Annotated in this window: 29 protein-coding genes and 1 pseudogene; 7 read left to right on the top strand and 23 right to left on the bottom strand. The window is 60.9% G+C overall.

The window, feature by feature from the left end:
* Window positions 1–9 precede the first annotated feature (9 nt).
* From ATY29_RS14520 to ATY29_RS14495, 6 genes are read right to left on the bottom strand one after another with little or no spacing between them, the layout of a single operon-like run.
* A complete protein-coding gene (locus ATY29_RS14520) occupies window positions 10–318 on the bottom strand; it encodes a YciI family protein (RefSeq protein ID WP_003563855.1) in 309 nt (102 codons plus the stop codon).
* Complete coding sequence (locus ATY29_RS14515) at window positions 315–1,163, bottom strand: dioxygenase family protein (RefSeq protein ID WP_003563853.1); 849 nt, start codon at window positions 1,161–1,163, stop codon at window positions 315–317. The genes ATY29_RS14520 and ATY29_RS14515 overlap by 4 nt, the downstream gene beginning before the upstream one ends.
* 20 nt (window positions 1,164–1,183) lie before the next feature.
* Window positions 1,184–2,242 (bottom strand): maleylacetate reductase, encoded by a 1,059-nt coding sequence (locus tag ATY29_RS14510; RefSeq protein WP_025418873.1) that lies wholly within the window; start codon window positions 2,240–2,242, stop codon window positions 1,184–1,186.
* Between the two features lies 1 nt (window position 2,243).
* A complete protein-coding gene (tsdA, locus tag ATY29_RS14505) occupies window positions 2,244–3,224 on the bottom strand; it encodes a gamma-resorcylate decarboxylase (protein ID WP_064685317.1) in 981 nt (326 codons plus the stop codon).
* Window positions 3,225–3,271: 47 nt separating this feature from the next.
* Window positions 3,272–4,504 (bottom strand): flavin-dependent monooxygenase, encoded by a 1,233-nt coding sequence (locus ATY29_RS14500; RefSeq protein ID WP_025418871.1) that lies wholly within the window; start codon window positions 4,502–4,504, stop codon window positions 3,272–3,274.
* Window positions 4,505–4,514: 10 nt separating this feature from the next.
* Window positions 4,515–5,054, bottom strand: coding sequence for a flavin reductase family protein (locus tag ATY29_RS14495; protein WP_025418870.1), 540 nt, complete (start codon window positions 5,052–5,054; stop codon window positions 4,515–4,517).
* A gap of 205 nt (window positions 5,055–5,259) precedes the next feature.
* Between ATY29_RS14495 and ATY29_RS14490 the strand changes: the two genes are divergently transcribed.
* Window positions 5,260–5,712 carry a MarR family winged helix-turn-helix transcriptional regulator gene (locus ATY29_RS14490; RefSeq protein WP_003563845.1) on the top strand — a complete coding sequence of 151 codons (453 nt, stop codon included), beginning with the start codon at window positions 5,260–5,262 and terminating at the stop codon, window positions 5,710–5,712.
* A 181-nt stretch (window positions 5,713–5,893) separates the two neighbouring features.
* Window positions 5,894–7,195, top strand: a complete 1,302-nt coding sequence (locus ATY29_RS14485; protein WP_172644338.1) for an MFS transporter — start codon at window positions 5,894–5,896, stop codon at window positions 7,193–7,195.
* Window positions 7,196–7,240: 45 nt separating this feature from the next.
* Here the strand turns inward: ATY29_RS14485 and ATY29_RS14480 are convergent, their stop codons facing one another.
* The 4 genes from ATY29_RS14480 to ATY29_RS14470 all read right to left on the bottom strand — a co-directional run bounded on the left by ATY29_RS14480 (window position 7,241) and on the right by ATY29_RS14470 (window position 8,862).
* The gene (locus ATY29_RS14480) at window positions 7,241–7,522 is read right to left on the bottom strand and encodes a hypothetical protein (protein WP_003563841.1); all 282 of its coding nucleotides are present in this window, start codon (window positions 7,520–7,522) and stop codon (window positions 7,241–7,243) included.
* A gap of 174 nt (window positions 7,523–7,696) precedes the next feature.
* Window positions 7,697–8,161, bottom strand: coding sequence for an NUDIX hydrolase (locus ATY29_RS14475; protein WP_097536730.1), 465 nt, complete (start codon window positions 8,159–8,161; stop codon window positions 7,697–7,699).
* 24 nt (window positions 8,162–8,185) lie between these two features.
* On the bottom strand, window positions 8,186–8,350 hold the full coding sequence (locus tag ATY29_RS36890; RefSeq protein ID WP_003563839.1) for a hypothetical protein: 165 nt from the start codon (window positions 8,348–8,350) through the stop codon (window positions 8,186–8,188).
* A gap of 113 nt (window positions 8,351–8,463) precedes the next feature.
* Window positions 8,464–8,862 (bottom strand): RidA family protein, encoded by a 399-nt coding sequence (locus tag ATY29_RS14470; protein WP_003563838.1) that lies wholly within the window; start codon window positions 8,860–8,862, stop codon window positions 8,464–8,466.
* Window positions 8,863–9,017: 155 nt separating this feature from the next.
* Between ATY29_RS14470 and ATY29_RS14465 the strand changes: the two genes are divergently transcribed.
* Window positions 9,018–9,611, top strand: coding sequence for a TetR/AcrR family transcriptional regulator (locus ATY29_RS14465; protein ID WP_025418867.1), 594 nt, complete (start codon window positions 9,018–9,020; stop codon window positions 9,609–9,611).
* Between the two features lie 91 nt (window positions 9,612–9,702).
* Here the strand turns inward: ATY29_RS14465 and ATY29_RS14460 are convergent, their stop codons facing one another.
* From ATY29_RS14460 to ligD, 8 genes are all read right to left on the bottom strand, one after another.
* Window positions 9,703–10,383, bottom strand: a complete 681-nt coding sequence (locus ATY29_RS14460) for a peroxiredoxin-like family protein (protein WP_025418866.1) — start codon at window positions 10,381–10,383, stop codon at window positions 9,703–9,705.
* Window positions 10,384–10,520: 137 nt separating this feature from the next.
* On the bottom strand, window positions 10,521–11,420 hold the full coding sequence (locus tag ATY29_RS14455) for a carbohydrate ABC transporter permease (protein WP_025418865.1): 900 nt from the start codon (window positions 11,418–11,420) through the stop codon (window positions 10,521–10,523).
* 11 nt (window positions 11,421–11,431) lie between these two features.
* The gene (locus ATY29_RS14450; protein WP_003563833.1) at window positions 11,432–12,364 is read right to left on the bottom strand and encodes a carbohydrate ABC transporter permease; all 933 of its coding nucleotides are present in this window, start codon (window positions 12,362–12,364) and stop codon (window positions 11,432–11,434) included.
* A gap of 86 nt (window positions 12,365–12,450) precedes the next feature.
* Window positions 12,451–13,755 (bottom strand): ABC transporter substrate-binding protein, encoded by a 1,305-nt coding sequence (locus ATY29_RS14445; RefSeq protein ID WP_003563832.1) that lies wholly within the window; start codon window positions 13,753–13,755, stop codon window positions 12,451–12,453.
* Between the two features lie 146 nt (window positions 13,756–13,901).
* Window positions 13,902–14,969, bottom strand: coding sequence for an ABC transporter ATP-binding protein (locus tag ATY29_RS14440; RefSeq protein WP_003563831.1), 1,068 nt, complete (start codon window positions 14,967–14,969; stop codon window positions 13,902–13,904).
* A 59-nt stretch (window positions 14,970–15,028) separates the two neighbouring features.
* A complete protein-coding gene (gene denD, locus ATY29_RS14435; protein WP_003563830.1) occupies window positions 15,029–16,015 on the bottom strand; it encodes a D-erythronate dehydrogenase in 987 nt (328 codons plus the stop codon).
* A 20-nt stretch (window positions 16,016–16,035) separates the two neighbouring features.
* Entirely contained in the window at window positions 16,036–16,761 is a 726-nt protein-coding gene (locus tag ATY29_RS14430; RefSeq protein ID WP_025418862.1) for a FadR/GntR family transcriptional regulator, read from the bottom strand.
* 162 nt (window positions 16,762–16,923) lie between these two features.
* A complete protein-coding gene (gene ligD / locus ATY29_RS14425) occupies window positions 16,924–19,572 on the bottom strand; it encodes a DNA ligase D (RefSeq protein WP_097536729.1) in 2,649 nt (882 codons plus the stop codon).
* Between the two features lie 237 nt (window positions 19,573–19,809).
* Here ligD and ATY29_RS14420 point away from each other — a divergent pair, with 237 nt between their 5' ends.
* On the top strand, window positions 19,810–21,576 hold the full coding sequence (locus ATY29_RS14420) for an SLC13 family permease (RefSeq protein WP_025418860.1): 1,767 nt from the start codon (window positions 19,810–19,812) through the stop codon (window positions 21,574–21,576).
* A 1-nt stretch (window position 21,577) separates the two neighbouring features.
* Here the strand turns inward: ATY29_RS14420 and ATY29_RS14415 are convergent, their stop codons facing one another.
* Window positions 21,578–21,952 carry a nuclear transport factor 2 family protein gene (locus tag ATY29_RS14415; RefSeq protein ID WP_003563825.1) on the bottom strand — a complete coding sequence of 125 codons (375 nt, stop codon included), beginning with the start codon at window positions 21,950–21,952 and terminating at the stop codon, window positions 21,578–21,580.
* Window positions 21,953–22,029: 77 nt separating this feature from the next.
* Between ATY29_RS14415 and ftrA the strand changes: the two genes are divergently transcribed.
* On the top strand, window positions 22,030–23,055 hold the full coding sequence (gene ftrA, locus ATY29_RS14410; protein WP_097536728.1) for a transcriptional regulator FtrA: 1,026 nt from the start codon (window positions 22,030–22,032) through the stop codon (window positions 23,053–23,055).
* A 90-nt stretch (window positions 23,056–23,145) separates the two neighbouring features.
* Here ftrA and ATY29_RS14405 read toward each other — a convergent pair whose 3' ends face one another.
* Entirely contained in the window at window positions 23,146–23,385 is a 240-nt protein-coding gene (locus ATY29_RS14405; protein WP_003563821.1) for a hypothetical protein, read from the bottom strand.
* A gap of 135 nt (window positions 23,386–23,520) precedes the next feature.
* On the opposite strand from ATY29_RS14405, the gene ATY29_RS14400 reads away from it, so the two are divergent.
* Together ATY29_RS14400 and ATY29_RS14395 are read left to right on the top strand one after the other, a co-directional pair.
* Entirely contained in the window at window positions 23,521–24,000 is a 480-nt protein-coding gene (locus ATY29_RS14400) for a DMT family transporter (protein WP_097536727.1), read from the top strand.
* On the top strand, window positions 23,997–24,437 hold the full coding sequence (locus tag ATY29_RS14395; RefSeq protein WP_003563818.1) for a DMT family transporter: 441 nt from the start codon (window positions 23,997–23,999) through the stop codon (window positions 24,435–24,437). Before ATY29_RS14400 ends, ATY29_RS14395 begins: the two co-directional genes overlap by 4 nt.
* Before the next feature lie 42 nt (window positions 24,438–24,479).
* On the opposite strand, the gene ATY29_RS14390 is transcribed toward ATY29_RS14395, so the two are convergent.
* From ATY29_RS14390 to yghX, 3 genes and pseudogenes are all read right to left on the bottom strand, one after another.
* On the bottom strand, window positions 24,480–24,692 hold the full coding sequence (locus ATY29_RS14390) for a hypothetical protein (protein WP_003563817.1): 213 nt from the start codon (window positions 24,690–24,692) through the stop codon (window positions 24,480–24,482).
* 174 nt (window positions 24,693–24,866) lie between these two features.
* A pseudogene (locus ATY29_RS38620) lies at window positions 24,867–25,019 on the bottom strand (pirin family protein); the annotation flags it as partial.
* 89 nt (window positions 25,020–25,108) lie between these two features.
* Window positions 25,109–25,996 (bottom strand): YghX family hydrolase, encoded by an 888-nt coding sequence (gene yghX, locus ATY29_RS14380; RefSeq protein WP_003563814.1) that lies wholly within the window; start codon window positions 25,994–25,996, stop codon window positions 25,109–25,111.
* Window positions 25,997–26,180: the final 184 nt, after the last annotated feature.

The raw sequence follows: 26,180 nt of genomic DNA, 5'->3' as shown, positions 1-26,180 counted from the left end.
TCATCCTGCCTAAAACGCTGGCCGGAAACTCTCCAGAAGAAGCCCAAAAGTGGGGCGCCATTCGAATAGATCGACGCTTCCGTATACACCGGATCGGACGAAGGGATCACCCGCGCTGAACGCCTCGAACTCGGCCAGCGTTTCGACTTCCGCAATTACGACGGCGGGTGAACCCCTACCCTCCATCGGCGGTGCAGACGGGCCGGAAAGCAGGATGCGAATCGCCGCGCCGCGCAGATAGGCCTTGTGTTCCTCCAGCAATCGCGAACGTTCGGCGGCCTTGCCGGGGTCAGATATCGCATAGCGAACAACGATCATTGCCTGCCCTCGACCAGCGTCAGCACGAAATCGAAATCGGAGCGCCAGACCGTCGGACGATCGATACGCTGGAAAGGCGCGACCAGGCTGTTTTTGACACCAAACACCGTATCGGATTCCAGATAGGGATCGTCGCCGACAAAAGTGTGGGTTACGAGCTTCTGATAACCTGGAGCCGTGATCAGATAATGGGTATGGGCGGGACGGTAGGGATGGCGGCCGAGGGAGGCCAACATCTGGCCGACCGGGCCGTCATCCGGGATCGGATAGGAGACCGGTTTGATGCCGACGAAGCTATAGGCGCCATCTGCACCGGTGATGAAAATACCCCGATTGTTCCATTTCGGCTGAATATCCGGCTGCTGGACGTCGTAGAAGCCATCGGCATTATCCGACCATATGTCGATCCGGGCTCCTTCGATCGGATTGCCATCGAGATCCAGCACTCGCCCGATGAAGAGACAAGTCTCGCCCTTGCCGTCGAGCGAGATGTTTTCACCCATCTGCCGGACGGGCGCCCCTTCGACATGGAATGGTCCAAACACCGTATTTTCCGTGGCGCCTGGCGGACGCCGGTTGTTGATCGCATCCACCAGCATTGAGAAACCCAGCGTATCGCTGAGCAGGATAAATTCCTGTCGTTGGTCATGACAGAGATGGCCGGTGCGGGTCAGGAAGCCTATGGCCAGCTCCCATTCCTCCTGGGTCAGGCTGATATCCTTGGCAAAGGCATGCAAATGGTTGACAAGCGACGCCATCACGGCGGCCAGACGTGGATTGATGTCCTGCCCCATCCGCATGTTGACGGATTCCGCGGATTTCTCTTCGCTGAAATATTCAGGCACGCGGCCCTCCTCCTAACGCGTTAACGCGGCCGCGCGCCCTCCCAGGCGCTCTGCAGCAAAGCCCGGATCGCTTTTCCTTCGATCGGGCGCGGGTTCCAGTAGGGATTCCGGGCGGCAAGTTCTGCCGCAAGGTCCAGATCGGCTTCCTTCATACCCAGATCCCGCAGCGCCATCGGGGCACCGATCGAAGCGGCAAAATCATAAAGACCGCTGCCCAGCAAGCCGCCGAAAAGATCGGCAGCGGGCTTGAGCGCATCCAATGCGGCTGCGGCGTTGTAGGCAGCGGAATGGGGCAGAATGACAGCATGGGTTTCTGCATGCGGCAGATCGAAGCTACCGCCCAGCGTATGGCAAAGCTTGTGATGCAGGGCCATTCCAACGGCTCCGAGCACCGTGCCGCACAGCCAAGAGCCGTAAAGCGCTTCGCTTCGGGGTTCGATGTCCCTGGGGGCATTGACGATTTGCGGCAAAGCCTGCTTCAGCGCGCGCAAGCCCTCGAGGGCCATCATCGAAGAAATGGGATTGCGATCCTGCGCATAGAGCCCTTCGACCGCGTGCGCCATGGCATTGAGCCCGCTGCTGACGCTGATGTTGACCGGCAATCCCAAAGTCAATTCGGGGTCGTAGATCACCACTTCCGGCAGGATGCCGGGGCCGCGGACCGTGGTCTTCTGCCCGTTCTCCGTCTGGCCGAGGATCGGTGTTACCTCCGATCCCGCATAGGTCGTCGCCACCACGATCTGGGGTGCGTCGTTGCGGTAGGCGATTGCCTTGCCGAGACCGATCGTCGACCCGCCGCCGATCGCGACCACGCAATCGGCACCGGCCTTCTCGTATGCCGCCATCGCGCGCTCGGTCACATCGATCGGCGTGTGCATGACAGCACCGTCGAATAGTCCCGCCGCAAGCGGGCCGAGGGAAGCGGCGATGCGTTGAGCGTCGGCTTTCTGGTGCGGGGTCGAAAGGATCAGGGCGTGCTTGCCGCCCTGCCCGGCAATCGCATCGGCGAGGCGACTGACCGAGCCGCTCCCGAAGATGACCTGGGCTGCACTGACCGTGTATCTGAAAGGTGCGACCATGTTATCGATCGAGTTTGAACAGGGAAACTGCATTGGTGCGACCGATCTTCAGACGGTCGGCTTCGGAGATGGTGGTGCTGTCGAACCAGTTTGCAGCATGATCGACGTTCTCGAAAGGCCAGTCTGTCGAAAACAGGATTCTGTCCGCGCCGATTTCCAGCATAGCATCGATCAGCGATTGCGTGCGGAAATTGCCCGACGTCGTAATGTAGAAATTCTCGTTGAAATAATCGGCAATCGGGCGTTTGGCCGGGTAGTTCTTTTCCACTTTGACCCACGCATTCCGGTTGTCGATGCGCCACATCATGTACGGCAGTCCCTCTCCCATGTGACCGACGATGATCCGCAAAGCCGGATGCTCGTCAAACAGGCCGGATCCCATCAGGCGCAGCGCATGAACAGCGGTCTCCTGCGCGAACGCCCATGTGGGCCCCATCAGCCAGGAATGGCCAGCATAGATCCGGCTATCCTGCGGCAGCGGGTTGCGCGGGTGCAGATAGAAAGGAACGTTGAGTTTTTCGACTTCGGCCCAGAACGGACGGTATTGCGGCAGGTCGTAATAGAGCGGCGTTGTTCCGTCGCCTTCCTGCGAGAAGCCATTGACCAGTGCGCCGACGAAACCCATCGTCGTCACGCAGCGCTGCAATTCCTGCGCAGCGGCATCCGGATCCTGCAGCGGCAAAGCTGCAAATCCGAGGAAACGGTTCGGGTTTTTAGCGCATTGCTCGGCCAGAAAGTCGTTGGCGCGTCGGGAAATCTCCAGGGCCTTTGCCCTGTCCGGGATCGCCTGCACGGCTGGTGCGTTCAGCGACAGGATCATTTTCTCGATGCCGTGAGCATCCATCAGCCGCAAACGCTTGTCCTGGATATCCAGAAGACGGGCGGACAGTTCCGTCCAGTAGTCGCCCGGCACGAATCCGGCCGAATCCTGCAGCGTCTCGGGAATGGCGAAGTGTTCTTCAAGCGCGATCTTGCCTTGCACGATATGCTCTCTTTCCTGTCTTCAATCGAAATAATGGGGATGGCGGATCAGAATTGTCCCTTGGGCGGAAGACCGAGCAGATGCTGGCCGACCATGGTGCCGACGGCATCCCAGTTCATGGAAATGTGGCGCCCGACGGCATTTGCATCGCGCCATGCCCGCTGCACGGGGTTGGACATCTGGAGGCCGAGGCCGCCGGTCGATGCATTGAGTGCTTCGACAGCCCGAAGCGCTAGGCTGACTGCAAAGGACTGGCTGCGGCGGGCGAGAATCCGATCTTCCGCGGTGATGTCGCCGGTGCCATCCTCGCGTTCCTGGGCCAGTTGCTGCGCCCGGAAAATATCGCGCAGAATGATTTCGCGGGCGGCATCCACGGATGCGGAGGCTTCCGCCACGCGAAGCTGGATCGTCGGAAATTCGGCGATCTTGTTGTTGCCGCCGGCAACCGCACCCCGTGTCACCCTGGTCCCGATGTGGTCGATATAGCTCTCCAACGCGCCCTTCGCCGCGCCAACGGCGGCGCTGCCGAGGCAGAACGGAATTCCCATGAGCAGCGGCATGTTGAAGAGGCCGATACCCTTATGGAAGCGCCCGCCCGGCGTTCTGCCGGAGGTCGCGTCCGGAAAGCTCAGTATGCGATACTGCGGAACGAAGACATCCTTGAGGATCAGGCTTTTTGAGCCGGTGCCGGCGAGGCCGACCACATCCCAGGTCTCGGCAATGGTATAATCGCTGGCGGGAACCAGAAGGAAGGCCGGCATAGGAGGCTCCCCCTCGCCGTTTGGCGGAATGATCGCCGCGCAGAGGGCCCACTGGGCATTTTCGCATCCGCTCGCGAAGGCCCAATCGCCGGATAGACGGAAACCGCCCTCGACGCGTTCAGCCATGCGGACCGGCGCGTAGGAACCGCAGAGCAGTGCATCCGGATTGCTGCCCCACACTTCCTGCTGAACCCTTTCCTCGAACATGGCGAGGAGCCATTGATGCGCGGAAAGGAGGCCGGCAACCCAGCCGGTGGAGGCACAGGCCGACGACAGTTCGATATTTGCATCGACAAGCTCGGCAAACGATCCTTCGTTGCCGCCGAAACGGGCAGGCTTGACGATATCGAAATAGCCGGCGGAGCGTAGCAGATCGATATTGCGCACTGGCACACGGCCGGATTTTTCGGTATCGCGGGCGCCGGCGCGAATTTCGTCCAACACCGGTGCGATGCGATCTGCAAGACATGCGTTCTCGACCCGCGCTGCGGCGGGAAACAGGGCAGCTGTATTGTTCATGGAACGACCTTCAGTTCTGGGATGTGGGAAGCGCGTGCCGTGGCGCGCAATATTTCGAGTTCTCGTACATCAGCGCGATCGTGTCGTCGGAAAGGCGCGTGTCGACCACCTGCCCGATGAAGATCGTGTGCGTTCCATAGGGAACTGCGCCCATGCGACGGCAGACAACCGAGGCATGCGCGGAATCCAGCACCATCATGCCGCGCTCATGGCGAACCCAATCGGCACCCTCGAAGCGGCGCTCTGGCGCAATCTTGCCGCTGAAACCTTCCGATAGGGCGACTTGCCTGTCGGTCAGAATGCTGACTGCAAATTCCGGCACCTCAAGCAGCATGTCATGCAGGTAGGTGCGATTGTTCAGGCAGATGAGGAGAGATGGCGGATCCATCGAAAGTGATGTGACGGCAGTTGCCGTCATGCCATGGTCCGTACCGTTGCGGCAGGCAGAAATGATCGTCACCGTCGCCGGGAAACGGCGCATGGTCGATCGAAACGCGTCGCTGATCGGTGCGGGGGCCGGCACTATGCCGAGAGCAGCAGTGGCAGACATGATTTCCTCCCGTGTTTCCTCGCCGTCAAATTATTGCATTTGCAACTGTTGTCAACGCAAATCTAGAAATCAGGCGGGAAAAATGTTTGATCTCCCCCGCCATTGTCGGCGGCTGAAAGCCAATCATGTTGTCATCACGGTCATTTAGGTGCATGTCGGAGAGAACATTCAGCAAGCGCCCCGAATCCCGCCAGCAGACAGAGATATGTACAAACTTACCGATTCCGTTCCGTATCTTCTCAATCGCGCCGGCGTGCGGATAGCCGAGGTGTTCGCGCAGAGAATTGCCGAAGACGATCTCAGCGTGGCGATGTACCGGGTTCTGGCGATGCTCAAGGAGCGCCGGGAAAGCACCCTGGGGGATCTCGCCGACGTCGTCTCTGTCGAGATTTCGACGCTTTCGCGCCTCGTCGGCACGCTGGCCAAGCGCAAGCTGGTGTCGAGAACACGTCCGGAAGACAATGGCCGTATCGTCATCGTCAGGCTGACCCCGCAAGGCGAAGCGCTGACGGAAAGGCTCATGCCGCTTGCCGTGGAGCTTGAACGCACCGCGGTTCAGGGCATGTCGGCCGAGGAGGTCGCAGCCCTGAAGAATGCGCTGCGCCGCATGCACAGCAACCTGCCGGCCATGTCCGCAAAGGGAAAAGTTGCTAGCTGAGAAGTTTGCAGTTGCAAATATTTTATTCGCAAGTATTTTATAGCGTGTCATCGTTGTCTTGACATCGCCCGCTCGCGGGTGAGTCTGGCGCTGGGAGGAACCACGCCGGCAATGATCCAGGAGGATTTGTACATGGATCGGTGCGGACCTGCCGTTGGCAGGAGCGTACTGCCTGTACGCAATGTATGGGGAGGGAAAATTGGCCATACAAGATCTCGCTATTTTCGACGAACGCGTTCGCAGCCCGAATATCATCATCGCCCTTTGTGGTCTGCTGATCCTGTTCGACGGTTATGATCTCATCGTTTACGGCGCAGTCGCACCGGCTCTGCTCGGTGAAGCAAGCTGGGGCCTGACGCCCGGCATGGTCGGACGGGCTGCCTCCATCACCCTGTTCGGCATGCTGCTCGGCGCGCTCGTTGCGGGAACACTCGCCGACAGGATAGGCCGCCGCAAGGTCATCATAGGCAGCTTGCTGAGCTTCTCGGTTATGATGATCGGCAGCGGTCTTGCACCGAACTTTCTCGTTTTCGAGGCAACCCGCTTTCTAGCCGGTCTGGGGCTCGGCGCTCTTTTTCCGACAGTAACTGCGTTGATCATCGAGTTCTCCCCGCCGAAACGCAAGGCGATCGCCTATTCCTTTGCGCTTCTGGGTTATCTGGCCGGCGGCATCATTTCGGGGATGCTCGGAATGTTGCTGATTCAGAAATACGGATGGCGTCCGCTGATGATCATCGGCGGCGCACCGATCCTGCTACTGCCCTTCTTCATCCGCCTCATCCCCGAGTCCCCCGAATGGCTGGCAACGAAGAACCGTCAGCCCGAAGCCAACCAGATCGCCAACCAGTACGGACTGCCCAATCCCGTAGCCAGGCCGGTGGCGGCACGCCAGGTTGGCATCCCGTCACTATTTTCCGAAGGGCGCCTGCTCCCGACCTTGAACGCATGGGGCATCCACTTCTGTTCGCTCCTGCTGACATTCGGCATGGTCAACTGGCTTCCGACCATTATGAACAAGTTGGGCTACGACCTCGGTTCTGCCCTGCTCTTCTCGGTAACGCTCAATCTCGGAGCCGCGGTCGGCCTGCTGATCGGTGCCAGGATTGCTGACCGCGGAAATGTCAAAATCGTTGTGGCAGGTCTGTTTCTTCTCGGCGCCTGCTCGATCTGGTTGCTGACGCAGGTGGATCAGGGCCTCCAGGTTTACGCTCTCGTCGCGCTTGCCGGTACGGGAACGATCGGCACGCAGATCCTCGCCAACATTCTCGTTGGAAACCTCTATCCAGTCGAGATCCGTGGAACGGGCCTTGGCTTCTCGCTCGGCATCGGCCGCATCGGAGGCATGATAGGACCGGCCATCGGCGGCGCGGTTCTTGGGGCGGGCCTCGCTCCGCAGTGGAACTTCTACATCTTCGCTTCTGTCGGAGCCCTTGGATGCGCCCTCGCACTCATGACGTTGCTGTACCGCAAAAAGGCTGATTGATGGCCGGATTGTCGGCGGGTTCGGCATCGGAGCCTGCCGACAATGCTAATGAACCATTCCAGGCGGTTTCGCCCTGTTGGCAAACTGGTGGACGAGCATGATGCCCTGCTCGAGGAGCAGTTCGGCCGCCCGCAGATTGTGCGGCGCGAGCTCGCCCGAAAGTCCGCGGATCGTATTGGCGATGCAGACGGAGTTGGCGACGAAACGGGCATCGCCCTCCCCTTCGGCCTCCTCGGCGGTTGCTTCCAAGGCATCGGCGACGGTGTCGAGCAGGCTCGACCGTTCAACAAGCGTCATGTCGTTCAGGGTTTTCGAAATGCCGTTCATGATTGTCTCCTCGCGCGAGCCCAGGCCGGGCCGCAGCGCCGATTTTCTCGATGTGCGTCAGATGGCTGTGACTGTCAGATGGAGATGCATGTCTTCAGAAGCAACGCATGGCTGCCGCGCGCTTCACGCATGCGTGCAGCAAGACGGGCGGCCCACATAATCATTTCGCGCCGATCATTCCTGATGCTTCAGGAGATCGGCAAGCATCGGCCGCTGCCCTTTCAACAGCTTTGTTCCGGCGTCGGCCAGGGAAAACCAGCCGGCGCGGTCAACCTCGGGAAAGCTCCTGACCCGGCCCGATTTCGGCGGCCATTCCATTTGAAACTCGGCGCTCCGTATCGCATTCACGTCCAATAACGGATCGGCTTCGATCGACCAGGCGACGACGATCTTGCCGCCAGGCTGTCGGTATTCGCCGAGGGGCGTGGCTATGCCGTCGATTGCTACACCCAGCTCTTCGGCCGTCTCCCTCTTCGCCGCGGCGAGTTCATCCTCTTCCGGCTCGACCAATCCCTTCGGGATCGACCAGGCAGCCTCGTCTTTCCCAGCCCAAAAGGGACCGCCCGGATGGACGAGAAGGACTTCGAGGTCCGCGGACAGGCGCCGATAGATGAGAAGTCCGGCGCTACGGATCGCCATCGCGCCGCGCCCTTCCTGCGTTCATCATGAGGCGAGACATTCCTCGCAGATGCCGCAACCGTCATCATCCATCCATTGACACCGGCGCTGGCAACAAAGGCACGCGCGGCCATCGGGCTGTTCTTTGGTGTCTTCCGGAGGAATGATCTCGATCGCCGCATCGAAAAGAGTGTCAGCCACAAGTTCCATGATCTCGTCGCTCCATCAGTCTGTTCGACATGAGATAGGAGCGGCTACCGATGTCGGCAAGTCTCGACGGCAGTAGCGGCAGGGCGTTCCGGCGCAGCCGGGGTTTGGCGATATCAGTTTCTTGCCGGAATCCGGGCGATGACCTTGATCTCGAAGTCGAAGCCGGCGAGCCAGTTGACGCCGAGCGCAGTCCAGTTCGGATAGGGTGCCTTGCTGAAAATCTCCTGCTTGACGGCCAGGATCGTTCCGAACTGATTTTCAGGATCGGTGTGGAAGCTGGTGACATCGACGATATCGTCCAGCGTGCAACCGGCTGCGCCGAGCGTGGACTTTAAGTTTTCGAACGCCAGCCGCACCTGGCGTTCGAAATCCGGTTCAGCTGTTCCGTCCGAACGGCTACCGACCTGTCCTGAGACAAACAGCAGGTCGCCGGATCGGATCGCGGCGGAATAGCCGTGCTTCTCATAAAGATCATGCCTGCCGGCAGGAAAGATTGCTTCGCGTTGGGTCATTCTGATCTCTCTTTCTTGTTGGAAACCACCGATGAGGGCCAGGTGACGCTTCACAAGCTTGCCCTCGATTTGGTATACGGTACGTATGTGAAATAGCCGACATGCGCGCCGCATGTCAAGTCCGTATACGCTTCGTATGTGAAATGAGGGATCGAATGGCGAAAACTCGCAGCGAAACCATGCAGGAAAACCGTGTCAAACTGATCGCAGCCGCGCGAAAGGCCTTTGCGGAAAAAGGCTACTCGGCAGCATCGATGGACGAGCTGACGGCTGACGCCGGCCTGACACGCGGCGCGCTCTACCACAACTTCGGAGATAAACGCGGGTTGCTGGCGGCGGTGGTCGATCAGCTCGACACGGAAATGGCGGCGCGCGCCAAAGAGATTGGGGCGCAAGCGGGCAATGATTGGCAGGGCCTGCTTGCCGAGGGCGCGGCCTATATCGAGATGGCGCTCAATCCGGAAGTCCAACGCATCGTTCTGCTCGACGGACCCGCGGTGTTGGGTGATCCCTCGCAATGGCCCAGCCAGAACAGCTGTCTGCAGGTGACGAAAATCACCGTGGAGCGCCTGATCGCCCAAGGCGTCCTCAAGCCGCTTGATCCGGAAGCGACGGCCCGATTGCTGAGCGGTGCCGCACTCAATGCGGCTCTCTGGATCGCCGCCAGCGATAATCCGCAAAGCGTGCTGCCGAAAGCGGTCGAGGCCTTTCATGCCTTGGCCGCAGGTCTGCTTTTGCAGCGTTTGTGATCGGCTAATGCATGTCGCCGGGAAGTGTGCAGCGGTTCCCGGACATGCGTAAAAACAAAGAGCTAAAGCACCGGCGGACCGTTGCTGCAGCTCAGGGCCCAAGGCTGCCGGCGGCGGCAATGATCTCGGCCGTCGTCGGGAAGACGGAGAGGCTGTTCGGTCCGTCGAGCGCCTCGATTCGTGCCCAGCCAATGGTGCCGTTCGCATTCACGAGGAAGTGCCCGACGAGCTGGGTACCGTGGTTGGCGAAGATCGCATGGTCGGCTTCGGTAAGCTCGAAGCGGTCGTTGGCATTAAGTATCGTGTTGGCTTCCATCGGATGCAGCGGCTCCGGCAGTTCGCCGGTGGGGTTGATGCGGGCTGCCTGGAACTGCGCCATCGTTACCCTATAGGGCCATTCGGGCTGCTCGTGGCTCCCCTCGGGCAGGAATTCGGCATGCGGCACACCGTAGGCCCGATGCGTGCGGCAGTCCGGATCACAGAGAAGCGTGATCGGCGTCGGCCGGTGGCGGATATAGAGGCGCGCACGTTCCACCGGCGTGTTAATCACGGCCACGATCTCCACCCCGGCGGCGCGCAGGGATGGCTCTACGCTGGCAAGCTGTTCCAGCTGACGCCGGCAGAACGGGCAGTGCAGCCCGCGATAGAAGCCGATCAGGAACGGGCGACCGCTCAAATCGGCGAAAGAGACCGTTCCGTCGAAGTTGGCCGTGGCCAGCGCGAATCCGGGCGCGGCTTCTCCAGGTTGCAGCGGGCGTTTCTGGTCACCCATGGAAAAATTCCTTTTTCGTATCGTACAGGAGGACGACCGAAATCAACTATACCACGTGTCGCCAGAAGGCCCAGTGCTCGACTTGGAGACGCTGACTACGGTTCGGCATGCCATTGCCGCACCACATTCAGCGTCGGTCACTCCTTCACCGCCCCGGTCATCGAGGATACGTAGTAATCCACGAAGAACGAGTAGAGGATGACCACCGGCAGCGAGCCGAACAGGGCTCCCGCCATCAGCGCCCCCCATTCGAAGACATCGCCGCGCACCAGTTCGGTCAGCACGCCGACCGGGATGGTTTTATTCTCAGATGACTGAATGAACGTAAGGGCATAGATGAATTCGTTCCAGGAGAGCGTGAAGGCGAAGATCCCGGCTGAGATCAACCCCGGTACGGCAAGCGGCAAAATGATCTTGGTGAGAATCTGCCACCGGTTGGCGCCGTCCACCAGCGCGCTTTCCTCCAGCTCGAAGGGGATCGAGCGGAAATAACCCATCAGCAGCCAGGTGCAGAAGGGAATGAGGAAGGTCGGATAGGTGAAGATCAGCGCCAGCCGCGAGTCGTAGATGCCGAGCTTGAAAACGATGAAGGCAAGCGGAATGAAGAGGATCGACGGCGGCACGAGATAGGCGAGGAAGATCACCAGGCCGACCGAACGCGAGCCGGTGAAGCGGACGCGCTCGATCGCGTAGGCCCCCAACACCGAAGCCACCAGCGAGAGGAAAGTGGAGCAGACCGCCACCAGCATCGTGTTCCAAAGCCAGCCGGGATAGGAGGTTTCGAGGAACAGGTATTTGATGTGGGCAATCGTCGGTCCCACCACCCAGAAGGGGCTGTAATTGGTATAGTCGGTCAACTGTTCGTTGGGCTTCACCGCGGTGATCGCCATCCAGTAGAACGGGAAGAGCAGCACGAAGACGAAGACCGCCATCGGCAGATAGAGCATGACAATCCGCCGCGGCAGGCGGTTCAGATAGCTCATGCCTTCGGCATTGTCGGTCAGGGCCTGATCGGCGGTGTTGGAATGTGTCGACATCGTCATTCTCCTTAGTCCTGTCCGCCCTGCTGCCATTTGCGCCGCTGCAGGCCGAAGAAGCTGAACATGATTGCACCGAGCAGGAAGGGCACCATGGCGACCGCGATGGCCGCGCCCTCGCCCAGCTGGCCGCCGGGAATGCCGCGCTGGAACGACAGCGTCGCCATCAGATGCGTCGCGTTGACCGGGCCGCCCTTGGTCAGCACGTAGATCAGCTGGAAATCGGTAAAGGTGAAAAGCACCGAGAAGGTCATCACCACGGCGATAATCGGCGTCAGCATCGGCAGCGTCACGTAGCGGAAACGCTGCCAGCTGGTGGCGCCGTCGAGCGAGGCTGCTTCCTGCAGAGATGCCGGGATCGTCTGCAGCCCCGCAAGCAGCGAAATCGCCACAAAGGGAATGCCGCGCCAGACATTGGCGACGATGACCGATATGCGCGCATTGATCGGGTCGCCGAGGAAGTTGATCGGCCCGCTGATCAGCCCCAGCTTCATCAGCGACCAGGAAATGATCGAGAACTGCGAATCGTAGATCCACCAGAATGCCAGCGCCGAAAGCACCGTGGGCACCACCCAGGGCAACAGGACGATGGCCCGGAAGAAGGATTTGTAGGGCAGGTGCTGGTTGAGCAGCATCGCCAGCCAGAGGCCGAGCGCGAATTTCAGCACCGAGGCGACGAACGTGTAGAGAATGGTGTTGAAGACCGACAGCCAGAAGACGGAATCCTCCATCAGGAACTGGTAGTTCTCCAGCCCGATGAAGATGCCGTCGCGGCCGATCCTGGTATCGGTGAAGCCGAGCCAGACGCCGAGCCCCAGCGGATAGGTGAGAAAGCAGACAAGGAACACCGCCGCCGGCAGCATGAACAGGAAGCCGAGCACATTGTTGTTCTGCAGGAGCGAAGAGACCGGCCCACGTCCATCCCCCGAATTTGCCATCGACATTGCTTATCTCCAGATCGCGTTTCGGACTCCCGCAGGAGTTTGCGGCATGCCGAAGGCCGGCACGCCGCTTGCTTTCCGCCTCTTGCTCAGACGCGATAATAGCGGTTTGCCCGCCGTTCAGCTTCCTTCATCGCATCTTCCGGCGACATCTGGCCGGTGACGGCGGCCGCATACATGTCGACCAGAACATAGTCGGCCATGGTTGCCGCCGAGGCATAGCCGAGCGGGCCGGCATAGCCGTTCGGACGCAGTTTTTCCGAGGCGCGCGCATAGGGCGCGTGCACCGGATCGGCGGTCCAGATCGGGTTTTTGGCGAACGCCTTAAGTGGCTGGCAGCAATAGGCGCTGGAGCCCTGGATCCAGGCATTCATCTGGTCGGCTTCCATCATGAACTTGATGTAAGCCTTGGCCGCTTCCGGATATTTGCTGTGCTTGAAGAGCAGCAGCGAGCTCGTCTGGCAAAGTTCGACGCTCTTGCCGACGGGGCCGATCGGGAAGTTCGTCGTGCGGATGTCCTTGGCGATCTCGGCGAGCTTCGGGTCGTTCTTGGCGGTGTAGTAGACCGAAACGCCGTTGGCGATCAGCGAGACCTGGCCGGCGAGGAAAGCACGGTTGTTGTTGACGTCCTGCCAGCTTTCCGTGCCCGGGATGAAGGTCGCATAGAGCTCCTTGGCATAGTTGATCGAAGCCAGCGTTTCCGGGCTGTTGATCGTTACCTTGCCGCTTTCGTCGACCATCATGCCGTTATGGCTCCACAGCAGCCAATGGGCATAGTTGTTGCCGTCGCCGACGGCCTTGCCGTGCGGGAAGCCGGCCGGCGTACCTTTTGCCTTCATCGCCTTGCAGAGTTCGAGGAAGCCTGCGGTATCCTTCGGGAATTCGTTGAAACCGGCAGCCTTCACGTGGCTGTCGCGATAGACGACGGCATTGCCGATCGCCGTTAGTGGCATGGCGATGAAGGTGTCGCCGCGCGTGGCATAACCCTTCACACCGTCGTACCAGCCCTCATACTTGTTGCCGAGATAATTGCCGAGTTCCGTGAGATCGACCAGCTTGTCCGGATACTGGTGGGCATCGTCGAACCAGCACATGATGAGATCGGGACCGGAGCCGACATTGGCGGCAACGGCTGCCTTCGGGCGGATGTCTTCCCAGCTTTCCTTGTCGATGCGCACCTCGACGCCGGTCGCCTCGGTGAACTTCTTGGTGTTGGCAAGCCAGGCTTCCTCGTCGCCCTTGACGAAGGGCGTCCAGCGCAGCAGGCGAAGGCTGGCGCCGCTTTCCGGCGTGTAAGTCGGTTCCGCCTGCGCCAGGGAAGGCCGGATGCCGAAGCCGGCAGCACCGGCGACGGCAGCCGAGGCGGCAAGAAAGTCGCGTCTTCTGATTTTCATGAGATTCCTCCTCAAAAGCGGGTACGAATTCCCCGTCCCTCACCTCCCGCTTGGTGAACGACGATCCTCGCATCCCGTAGGGGGATGCTGCCGGCCCGCGGACGGCGAAAGGGGCTCCTCCGCCCCCGCGCCGCCGCCGGACGGCGTCAGTCGGTCAATCTCCGGCCGCTCTCGGCATCGAAGAGATGAACATGCGCCGCGTCGATCGAAACGCGCAGGATTTCGCCTGGCCGGGCGCTGACGCGTTCGCGGAAGACGCAGCTGAGCTCGCTGCCGCCGAGCTTGAGAATGAGATGCGTCTCGTAGCCGGTCGGCTCGATCACCACGATTTCGCCGGGCAGGCCATTGGCGTCGAGCAGGATATATTCCGGGCGAAGCCCGTAGACGAGGTCGCGGCCAATGGCGCCGGCTGGCGGATTGAAGACCGGCAGCGCCGTGCCGTCGGGTGCCATGAAGCGTGCCGGGTTTTCCGGATCGAGCCTGCCCTTGATCATGTTCATCGCCGGCGAGCCGATGAAGCCGCCGACGAAGAGATTGGCCGGCCTGTCGTAGAGCTCGAGCGGCGTGCCGATCTGCTCGACAACGCCATCATGCATGACGACGATCTTGTCGGCCATGGTCATGGCTTCGATCTGATCGTGGGTGACGTAAACAGTGGTGGTTTTCAGCCGCTGGTGCAGTTCTTTGATCTCGGCGCGCATGGCGACACGCAGCTTGGCATCGAGGTTGGACAGCGGCTCGTCGAACAGGAAGACTTCCGGATCGCGCACGATGGCGCGGCCCATGGCGACACGCTGGCGCTGGCCGCCGGAAAGCTGGCGCGGATAGCGGTCGAGCAGCTTGTCGAGGCCGAGGATGCCGGCGGCATATTTCACCCGCTTTTCCGCCTCCGCCTTCGGCGACTTGTTGAGCATGAGCGAGAAGCCCATGTTCTGCTCCACCGTCATATGCGGATAGAGCGCGTAGTTCTGGAACACCATGGCGATATCGCGATCCTTCGGCGGCAGCGTGTTGACCACCCGCCCGCCAATCTTGATCTCGCCGCCGGAAATGTTCTCAAGTCCCGCCAGCATCCGCAGCAATGTGGATTTGCCGCAACCCGACGGGCCGACCAGGATCACGAACTCACCATCGGCGATGTCGATATCCACGCCTTTGATGACCGGAAATGAACCGAATGATTTCCGCACATCCGCGAATTGAACGCCTGCCATACTCACTCCTCCCAGAAATCGAGCGCTACACGCTATGTCTTCGTCTTGTCGTTATCTCTTCATCGGGACGCACCCGGAGCATCTTCGGAGAGGTAGACCTCGATCAGCTCGTCGACGCTGGTCTCGGCGGTGAACCCCAGTTGGGTCGCACGATCGGGCGCAAAGGATTTCGGCCACCCAGCGACGATCCCTTCAATGACCTCGTCGCGGCGGCGGTCGATCAACTCAGCCGCCGCAGGGCCGGCGACACGGCGCAATGCGGCAATCTGGTCGGCAACGGTGGCGGCAACGCCCGGCATGGTGAGCGTGCGCCGCGCACCCAGCGACGATGTGTCGAGCGTGGCGGCGTGGATCAGAAATTTGATGGCGGAACGCGGGCTTGCCAGCCAATGCTTGACCGTATCCTCCACCGGAAGAACCGCCCGCTGGCCGGCGAGCGGTTCCCGCAAAATTCCGGAAAAGAAGCCCGATGCGGCGGCGTTCGGCGCACCGGGCCGGATGACGATGGTCGGCAACCGAATTCCGACGCCGTCGACGAAGCCGCGGCGCGAATAATCGCCGAGCAGAAGTTCCGATATCGCTTTCTGCACGCCGTAGCTGGTGAGCGGCGCCTGGACGTAATCGTCGGGGATCGGATCGGGAAACGGTGTGCCGTAAACCGCAATTGACGAAGTGAAGACGAAGCGGGGAACATAGGCTTGCCGGCTTCCCTCATGACGGATCGCTTCCAGCAGTGCGCGTGTGCCATCGAGATTGACCCGGTAGCCGAGTTCGAAATTGCGCTCGGCCTCGCCGGAAACGATCGCGGCGAGATGGAAGATTACGTCGGCCCGGCGAGCCGCCAAGGCTTCGGCCGCGCCACCTTCCGAAATATCGGCAGCCAGCGCTTCCACCGAGGCAACGACGCCTGATGGCACCGGCGGCGCCGCGATATCCACCAGCGTCATGCGCGTGATCGTTTGAGCGCCGAGGGAACCGCTGCGCGCCAAGCTGGCGGCAAGCTTACGGCCGATCATTCCTCCCGCCCCGATAATGAGAATATGCATCGTGTTCGTCTCCCTGCGGTCTACGAAAAGAGCAGCTTGGTTGTCGTATAAATGCGGGTTTCGTGGATCGCGAAGGCCGCGCATGCGGCGTCCGGATCGTGCGTCTCCAGACCGGCGAGGATTAACCGGTGATCGGCGATGCTCGTGGCGATCGTCCCGGGCTGCGATACGACGCGCCTGCGGTGGCTGAGAAGATAGGAATAGAGATCGGCGGCCATGTCGGCCAGCACCGCATTGCCGCTGGAACGGTAGATGGCGGTGTGAAACTCCCGGTCGCAGATCAAGAAACGCACGGGATCGTCACAGGCGGCTTCCTGTGCCGTGATCGACTTGCGGAGATAATCAAGCGTCGGCGCTTCGACCTTGACCGCGGCAGCCCTGACCACCTGAGCTTCGATCAGCAGTCGCGCCTCATGAACATTGTCGAGACTATAGGCCGCGATGTCGCGGTAGCGCGCCGCCTGGACAGCCAATTCGCCGACGTCCTCCGATGCCACCACGGTGCGCGTTCCCTGCGCGACAGAGAGAATTCCATGTGTGGCGAGGATGAGGATCGCGCCGCGGACGGTCTCGCGGCTGACCGAGAGCGCGGCAGCCAGTTCACGTTCGCCGGGCAGCGGGTCGCCTGATTTGAGGATGCCGGTGGCGATGAAGGTCGCAATTTTCTGGACGACGAAGTCTTTCATCGACTTCTTCGGCGCTCCCCCAAGCGTCGCAACCTCTTCGAGCATCGCTCGAACATCCACTGCCATGCCCCTCTCCCTGAGGTCTGCTGGTCCGGTAAGTGGACCACTAGACCTCATGGCCGGGGGATTGTCAACGCTCGATCTATGCGATCCGCTTCACTGCTATTTGGAGTAGTTTTGCGAAGGGCAATATGGCACGCAGAGAAAATTCATTCGTGATGTTCAAGCCGCCGCGGATGCTTTGCCGAGGCGTTTGATCGCTTGCTCCAGCGGACGCTCGCCATCGCAGTAATCCTCCCAGGCTGGCGATTTCGACAGCAGTGCCGGCACGGTGCGGATGGTGAAGCGTTTCGGGTCGAGATCCGATTTGACCTGGGTCCAGGTCAGCGGCATCGAGACCGTGGCGCCTGGCCGGGCCCGTGGGGACAAGGGTGCCACGGCCGTCGCCATCCGGTCGTTGCGGAGATAGTCGAGGAAGATGCGGCCGTTCCTCAGGCTCTTGGTCATCTTGATCAGATAAAGATCGGGATTGTCGCGCGCCATCTGCTGGCAGACGTCGTGCGCGAAGCTCTTCGCCTCAGCCCAGGAAAGCGGCTTGCGTTTGTTGATTGCAAGCGGCGTGACAACGTGCAGGCCCTTGCCGCCGGTTGTCTTGCAGAAGCTGATCAGGCCCAGTGCGTCGAGACGATCGCGCATTTCGCGGGCGGCGGAAACGACCGTCGAGAACGGCACGTCGGGGCCGGGGTCGAGGTCGAACACCAGCCGGCCCGGCACCTCCGGCTTGTGCGGTTGGCAATTCCAGGGGTGCAATTCGACAGCGCCGATCTGCGCGACAGCAGCCAGACCCTCGACCCTGTCGATCTGCAGGTAGGGCTTTTTGTCGCCGAAGACCTTGACCAGTTCGAGGAGGTTCGAGGTGCCGGGCATTGCATGGCGCTGGAAGAACTGCTCGCCGCCGAGCCCATCGGGCGCACGGATGATCGAACAGGGACGCCCTTCGATATGCGCGATCATCCAGCCGCCGACGGCTTCATAATAGCGCGCCAGCTCTTCCTTGGTCACCGGCCTGCGGTCATTGGCATCCGGCCACAGCGGCTTGTCCGGATTGGAGATCATCACCCCCATCACCTCGGTTTTGGCGCCTTTACGGCGAGCGGGCCTCGCCTTCACCTCCGCCTCCGCCGCCGGCTCCGGTACCTCGGTCTCAGCGGGGTTGGCCGGCCGTTCGGCCTTGACCTCTCTGGCCGGCTTGTCCTCCCGCAGGCCCTTGAAGGCCGCCTGGCGGACGATGCCGTCGGCGGTCCAGCCTGCGAACTCGATTTCCGCCACCAGCTTGGGCTTCAGCCAGGTGACCTCGGCCTCCTTCTTTGGAGCACCGATGCCGGTGAAGGGCGATTTTGCCGCCTCGAGCGCCTGAAGTTTCGGCAGCAGCGTTTCCACTTTCTTCGCGCCATATCCGGTGCCGACGCGGCCGACATAGACGAAGTGGTCGCCGCGGTAGACGCCGACCAGCAGGGAGCGGAATTTGCCGTTGGTCTTGGCATAGGCGCCGATCACCACTTCGTGGCCGGCGCGGCATTTCGACTTGGCCCAGCTGTCGGCGCGGCCGGATTGATAGGGAGCATCGACCTGTTTGGAGACGATGCCTTCCAGTGAGAGCTTGCAGGCGGAGCGAAGGACCGCGTCGCCGCCGGTCTCGAAATGCTCGACGAAACGGAGCCGAGGGTCATCACCGGCATCCGCCAGCAAGCTTTGAAGCCGGGCCTTGCGCTCCACGACCGGCAACGACCGCAAGTCCTCGCCACCCTCGTAAAGAAGATCGAAGGCGAAATAGACGAGATCGCCGGTCCTGCCTTCCGAAATGGCGGCCTGCAGGGCTGCGAAATCCGGTGCGCCATGGTCGTCGAGAGCACAGATCTCGCCGTCGATAATGGCGTCGGGTAGTGCCGATGCCGCCTCGGCGATCTCCGGATATTTACCGGTCCAGTCGAGCCCCTTCCGCGTCTTCAGCGTCACCTCGCCCTCGAGCGTCCGCATCTGGATCCGGTAGCCATCGAATTTGATCTCGTGAATCCAGCCCTCGCCGGCCGGCGGCCGCTCCAGGGTCTGGCAAAGCTGCGGCGCGATGAAATCCGGGAGGTCGACCCTTGCCGCTTTCGGCTTCCTGCCGGCTCGGCCCGTCTCTTTCCTCTCTTCGGCGGCCAGCCCGTGGTTGCTGTCCCAGACGGCATCGGCCTTGATATCGCCGCCTTTCATCATGAACGGCTTCGGCTTGCGGCCCTTGCCGGCGGCAATCGCCTCCATCGTCCGGCCGGAGGCAACCGAGGTATCGTTGTCCTCCAGGATCGCTTCGCCATTTTCGTCGACCGAGAACGCGTCGTGATGTTTGATCAGCAGCCAGTTGGTCCGTTTGCCGCCGTCGCGATCATTGCGCATGCGCACCAGCACGAAGCTGCCGTGCAGCCGTTCGCCTTCCAGCGTGAACTTGAAGTCGCCCTTGGCAAGCGCCTGCTCCGGGCTCTTCTTTCCCTCGGGCTCCCAATAGCCGCGGTCCCACAACATCACCGTGCCGCCGCCATACTGGCCTTTCGGGATCGTGCCTTCGAAGTCGCCATAATCGAGCGGGTGATCTTCCACCTCGACGGCCAGCCGCTTGTCGTGCGGATCGAGCGACGGGCCTTTGGTGACCGCCCAGGATTTGAAGACGCCGTCGAGTTCGAGCCGCAGGTCGTAATGCAGTCGGGTGGCGTCGTGTTTCTGGATGACGAAGCGACGGCGATTGCTGCGCGCGATCTGCTTGTCGCCGCTCGGCTCCGCCGTCTTTTGAAAATCGCGCTTCGAGCGATATGTCGACAGGTTGTCACTGGCCATGGTCGTTTCCGAATCAACATCCAAGCATGGAATGCCGGCCGGCGGCTGGAAGTTCCATGATGGCCTCCTCCCGCTGAAACATGGGAACAAGTGCGTCTCTGCCAAGCCTCGCCTGCCGGCTTTTCATGCCCATCCGATTGTCGGCGGCAGCAAGCGGCGAGGATCGATGAGAAATTCTCTGGCTCGTCGCATCATTCTCTTGCGTCAAACGTTAATTGCTACCACAGGGATGCAAACATGCGCGTTGATCAATGGCTTTCTCTTCTCGTCATCGCGCTCATGATGGGCGCCTTCGTCTGGGGGCGTTATCGATACGACGTGGTCGCAGTGAGTTCCCTGCTTGTGGCAATCACCGTCGGCATCGTCCCTGCCAAAACCGCCTTTTCCGGTTTTGCCGATGACATCGTCATCATTGTCGGCAGCGCACTGATCGTCAGTGCGGCGATCTCCAGATCGGGGATCATGGATCTCGCATTGCGCCGATTCTCTCCGGAAAGGCGCGGGCCGCGGATGCAACTGATCATCTTGGTTGCCATCGTCGCGGCCCTGTCGGCTTTCGTTAAAAACATCGGCGCGCTGGCGATCATGATTCCGGTTGCCGTGCAGATGGCCCGGAAATCGCGCGTGTCACCGTCGATGTTCCTGATGCCGATGTCTTTCGCCTCTCTGCTCGGCGGGCTGATGACGCAGATCGGCACATCGCCGAATATCATCGTTTCCCGGGTGCGCGAGGAGATCACCGGGCAGCCGTTCACGATGTTCGACTATACGCCTGTCGGCTTGGCGCTCTCGGTCGCCGGCGTTGTCTTTCTGGGGCTGTTCTACAAGCTGCTTCCCGAACGATCGCGGGTAGAAACGTCGATGGACGAGGCGGTGGCGATCAAGAACTACACGACCGAAGCCAAGGTCACCACGCCATCGGCGGCGATCGGCCGGTCCGTCAGCTGGCTGCAGAAACCGGCCGGCGGTGATGCCATGGTGACCGCGATTATCGGCGGCAGCGGCCAAAGACGAACGCCGCTTCCCGACACCGTTCTCAAGGATGGCGACCTTCTGATCATCGAGGGCGAGCAGAGCGCCCTCGACAAGATCGTCAGCGAAGCCAAGCTGCAACTGTCCGATCGTAAACACGAGCCCGAGATCCGCCGGGACATCAGCTCCGTCGAAGCCATCGTCGGCGAACATTCGCGCTTGATCGGCGTCAGCGCAAAAGACGTCGCTCTCTTCCACAATACCGGCCTCAACCTTCTTGCCGTCAGCCGCCGGGACAGGCGCTTCACCGAGCGTCTCGGCGAGATCAAGATCCGCAACGGCGACGTCGTGGTCTTGCAGGGCGACTTGCAGAAACTGCCGGATCTTTTACGCGAATGGGGATGTTTGCCGCTGGTCGAACGGGATCTGAAGCTCGGCAATGCCCGCAACGGCATGATCCCGGTCATTATCCTGCTGGCGACGATGGCGGCGACGGCCTTCGGCGGCATTCCCGTCGCGACGGCATTTTTTGCCGCCGCCTTTCTGATGGTGGTCACCGGATCGGTTCCCTTGCGCGAAGTCTATCATCATCTCGATGCGCCGATTCTGATCATGCTGGCTGCTCTGATCCCGATCAGCGACTCGCTGAGAACCACGGGAACCACCGACATCATCGCGGATCTCCTGTCGCGCACCGCCGAAATGCTTCCGCCCTTCGGCGCTCTGGCTCTCATCCTGGTGGCGGCCATGGCCGTGACGCCGTTTTTGAACAACGCGGCGACCGTTCTGGTCATGGCGCCGATCGCCGCGACCTTTGCCGCCAAGCTGGGCTTCCGGCCCGATGCGTTTCTGATGGCGGTGGCAATCGGCGCCGGCTGTGATTTCCTCACCCCGATCGGCCACCAGTGCAACACGCTGGTCATGGGCCCGGGCGGATATCGATTTGGCGACTATGCGCGATTGGGCCTGCCGCTTTCGCTGATTGTCGTGCTCGTCAGTGTGCCAGCGCTGCTGGCAGTCTGGCCGATCTGACTTAAGCCATTCTTCGTTCGAGATGCCAGATCTTGGCGACGATCCGCCAGCTATCCGTGCCTTTCACAAAACACAGATGATCGATGAAAATATTCTCGTGAATGCGCAAACGGACTTTGATGGTAGCGGAAGCATCCGAGAGCCAGTCGATCAGGATAATTTCGTCTTGACGCGGCTGCGAACGGCTGGAAGGCGAAATTCGCTTGGCGATGACCTCGCGGTAGGCTGCGATTGGATCAACGACAATTGCGCCTTCGTCAGCATCAAACAGGCTGCAGGCCGGATGGAAAACCCTGTCGAACAGCTCCAGGTCGCAGGCATAAAGGGCATCGAAATAGGTCTGGATGGCACTTAGCAATTCTGTATCCCGTGACATGGTCTCTCCTATGACAAACACTTGACGAGATCGCATGGCCGGCAGCCGCGTTGCCAGTGGCGGAATTGCCAGATAGCATGGCATTCATGCCAAATTTCAGACATACGCCATCTCAAGAACCAAACAGACGCGTCGTCAGCCTCGTCTATGACGGCCTGTGCACCTTCGAGTTTGGGATCACTGCCGAAATTTTCGGTCTCTCGCGGCCTGAGGCTGGGCCGAACTGGTATCGATTCGAGTCCGTCGCCCTCGAAGACAAATCCCTTCGCGCCTGCGGTGGTCTGATGGTCGCCGCGACCGGTTCGGCAGAGGATTTGCACCAGGCCGGAACGGTGATCGTCCCGGGGTGGCGCGGCGCCGAGGCGCCCGTACCGCAGCGAATCTGCGACGAACTTGTCCTTGCGCATAAGAGAGGTGCCCGCATCGTGTCGATATGCGGCGGCGCTTTCGTCCTCGCGGCGGCGGGCCTTCTGGATGGCCGCAGGGCGACAACCCACTGGCAATTTGCGAAAACCTTGGCCGAGCGTCATCCGGCAATCGAAGTCGAGGCGGATCGCCTCTACATCGACGACGGAGACATCCTGACCTCGGCGGGCAGCTCAGCGGGCATTGACCTATGCCTGCATATCGTGCGCTCCGATTTCGGAGCGAGGATTGCAAACTCGGTCGCACGCCGGCTGGTCATGTACAGCCATCGGCAGGGCGGCCAAGCCCAGTTCGTCGAACAACCGATTCCGGCCGAATACGAAGCGCACCGCTTGTCGTCCTTGTTGGATCATGTCCGGGCCGACCTCGCAGCGTCGCATAGCATAGCGTCGCTTGCCGGCAAGGCAGGAATGAGCCTACGCACTTTCCAACGCCGTTTTCGCTCCCTGACCGGATTGCCGCCATTGAAGTGGATATTGAAGGAGCGCCTCGAATGTTCGCGCATGTTGCTCGAAACCAGCAATGCGCCGCTAGACGGGATCGCTCTTGCGACTGGCTTGGGCAGTGCCGAGAATCTCCGATTGCAGTTCGTTCAAACCTATGGCGTCAGTCCGCTGAATTACCGGAAGCAGTTCGCGACGCCTGGAATGCGACTGATCGCAGGAAGTGGCGGATGATCATCGCGACGGCGACACCGATGCGAAGTCCGCGGGCCTTTTCCCCGCGCAAGGCAAGTCAGGCTGCGCCGGCGGCGCAGCCTGACAGCTTTACTTCCACTGCGTCCCGTCGCCGGCAGCGCAGCCATAGGGTGGCAGCGAGCTGGCAAAGGTGCTCCTCAGCTTGGCGCAGCCCCAGCTGTTGATCGGACCGGGCATAAAATTGTTGAGGGTGATGCCGATTTCATCATAGGGGCTGTCGGTGTTGGAGACATAGCGATACCAACGGAAACCGGTAAAAACGACGACGGCAAGAGCGATCGTCAGCAGCAGGCGGATCAATTTTTTCACGATATTTCCTTTACATGCAAACGGTGCCGTTTAGCACTGCGATGCGGATGCGGAAAGCTCCAGCCAGATGCAAGACGCGGGCCGTGGCGACAATCGAAAATTTTGGGCGCAATCAATTGTTTGACGGGATCTGCAATGACCATAGAAGCAGGACGTAATTCGCATCCCATTCACTTCATCGGCGCTTTTGCCACGGGCGGGCTCCTCACCTTCATGGTCCATCTGAACGGGGAATTGGCACGTTACGGCAACCCCCTGTTCTCATCCTGGACCGCTCACGGCACAGGCATGATCGCCGCCGTCATTCTGCTTTTGGCGATGTACCGCCGGCATACGCCGGGGAAGACTGCCAGAGCGCCCTTGTGGGCCTATCTCGGCGGGGTGTCCGGCGCCGCAACCGTCATTTTGACCTCGACCGCGGTCAACTCGCCGCTCGGGCTCTCCGGTACCCTGGCTCTGGGCCTGGCAGGCCAGGTCGCCTTCAGCCTGGCGGCCGACCGGTGGGGACTGTTCGGTCTGCCGAAGCGGCGCCCGGATCTCCGCGACATCGCCGCGCTCGGCCTGGTCGTCACCGGCGGCGCACTCATCATCCTCTTTGGGCGAGGTGGGGCGTGACGCTGTTCATTCTTCTCGCTTGCCTGGGCGGCGTGCTCGTCGGCCTCAGCCGTCAGCTCAATGGGCGGTTGAGCATATCGACCACGCCGCTGATCGCATCCTTCTGGAATCATGCGGTCGGCTTTGCCGTCCTCACCTGCCTTGGTCTTGGTGTCGGAGGCCTGCTGCCTGCAGGTGCTGCCGAGGCGCCCTGGTATATCTATCTGGGCGGTCCGATCGGCGTCGTTTTCGTGGCGGCGGGCAGTTGGGCGATTGCGCGCATAGGCGCCGTCAATACGGCGCTGCTGATCATCGGCGGCCAGATGGTAACCGGGGTGGCGTTGGATTATGTCAGCGACGTTCCGACGTCATTCTGGGCGAACGCGACCGGAATTATTCTCATCGTCGGCGGAATGATGGTCAGCCGGAGACGACGCAAGGCCGGCGGCTCGCGATAATCGACGCCGTGCATGTCGAACAGCACAAAAGTATCGGCTCGTTCATTCGTCCAAGGTGGAGAGAGCATCCTGCAGTCTGAGCGCCGCAAGCGCCTTCGTCGCCTCATCGGAAGACCATCCGGCTTCCAGTGCCGCAGCCAGCACCAGCGATTCGGTTTGAAGCTCGAGTTTCTCGTAAAGCGGCTCGATGGCTTCGCGCGCAGTTACGAGGTGCTGGTCAGGCGGCGTGATGGGTGTCGCGGCAACCGTAGGCATGAAATGCTCCTCCTTTGAACGCTAAGGTTCGAAACCAATGACGGACATGCTTGTTCCGTTCAGATCGCCTTGGGCCCTGGAAAAAATACAATGAGAGCCACGTATCCTTGTCGCCCGACCTTGGTCCTTCGTGGGGCCGTCTTTGGTGTCGGAGCAATCTTTCGCTCGAAAAAACCGGCGCGAAAAATGATGATACCACAGATGACGAAATTTCCTCCACCTTAGAAATGCACGAATGATGATTGCCGGCGGAATCTTCCTGTGGTCGCCGACAGTGCCCTGCTTGGTGACCGCTGCGTTCGGATTGAGCAGAAACGCAACGGGGGTAATTGGGGGCTTGACCTCACCGGGCCGGCCGCAGACGGGCGGGCGGAAATGCTCTTCCCGCCCGCACATCCGTTCAAGCCACGGCCTTCTCAGGCGAGGTATTTCGTAAACCAGTCGACCGTTCGCTGCCAGGCGAGCTTGGCGGCCGCTTCGTCGTAGCGCGGCGTCGAATCATTGTGGAAGCCGTGATTGACGTCGGGATAGACATAGGCCTCGTAGGTTTTTCCGGACGATTTCAGTGCGGCCTCATAGGCCGGCCAGCCTTCGTTGATGCCCTTGTCCAGCCCGGCATAATGGAGAAGCAAGGGCGCCTTGATCTTCGGCACATCCTCGGCGCGCGGCTGCCTGCCGTAGAAAGGCACGGCGGCGGCAAGTTCGGGATAGGCGACTGCCGCGGCATTGGCGACGCCGCCGCCGTAGCAGAAGCCGGTGATGCCGACCTTGCCTGTGGTGAGGTCGCTCTTCATCAGAAACTCGACGGCCGCGAAGAAGTCGTTCATCAGCTTCTCCGGGTCGACCTTCTGCTGCAGCTCCTTGCCTTTTTCGTCATTGCCCGGGTAACCGCCGACCGAGGTCAGGCCATCCGGCGCCAGTGCGATGAAACCCGCCTTCGCCACGCGCCGCGCCACATCCTCGATATAGGGGTTGAGCCCCCTGTTCTCGTGAACGACGACGACCGCCCCGACCTTGCCGGCGGCTTTGGCGGGGCGGACGAGATAGGCGCGGACGTCGCCATTTCCTTTCGGCGAGGGATAGGTGATGTATTCGGCTGATATGTCGGGATCGGTGAATTCGACCTGGGTCGCCAGCGCATAATCGGGGCTGAGCGAGGCCAGTATGGCGGCTGCCGTCACGCCGCCGACGGCGAATTTGCCGGCCCGGTCGAGAAACTCGCGCTTGGTGATCCTCCCGTGCGCGTAATAATCATAGAGTTCGAGAAGTTCCTGCGGGAAATCCTTGGCTGTCATGCGGGTCATGATGGCTCCTCCTGGCCTCGGGTTCTCGCATCATCCTACACACGTAAACTCGCGGTTCTTTTCAACATTTCGCGAGATTAACGTGAGGCCCGAATTCGCCTCCCACCTCAGGCGCGTGTCAGCACTTTCATCCTGCAATCGACGTCCGGCCGCTCGCGGCGCGCAATCGGCAGCCGCCTACCGA

Source organism: Rhizobium hidalgonense, from assembly GCF_002914525.1.
Classification (GTDB): Bacteria; Pseudomonadota; Alphaproteobacteria; order Rhizobiales; family Rhizobiaceae; genus Rhizobium; species Rhizobium hidalgonense.
The sequence above is the reverse complement of the archived record's forward strand: the minus strand, read 5'-3'. Positions and strand labels throughout refer to the sequence as shown.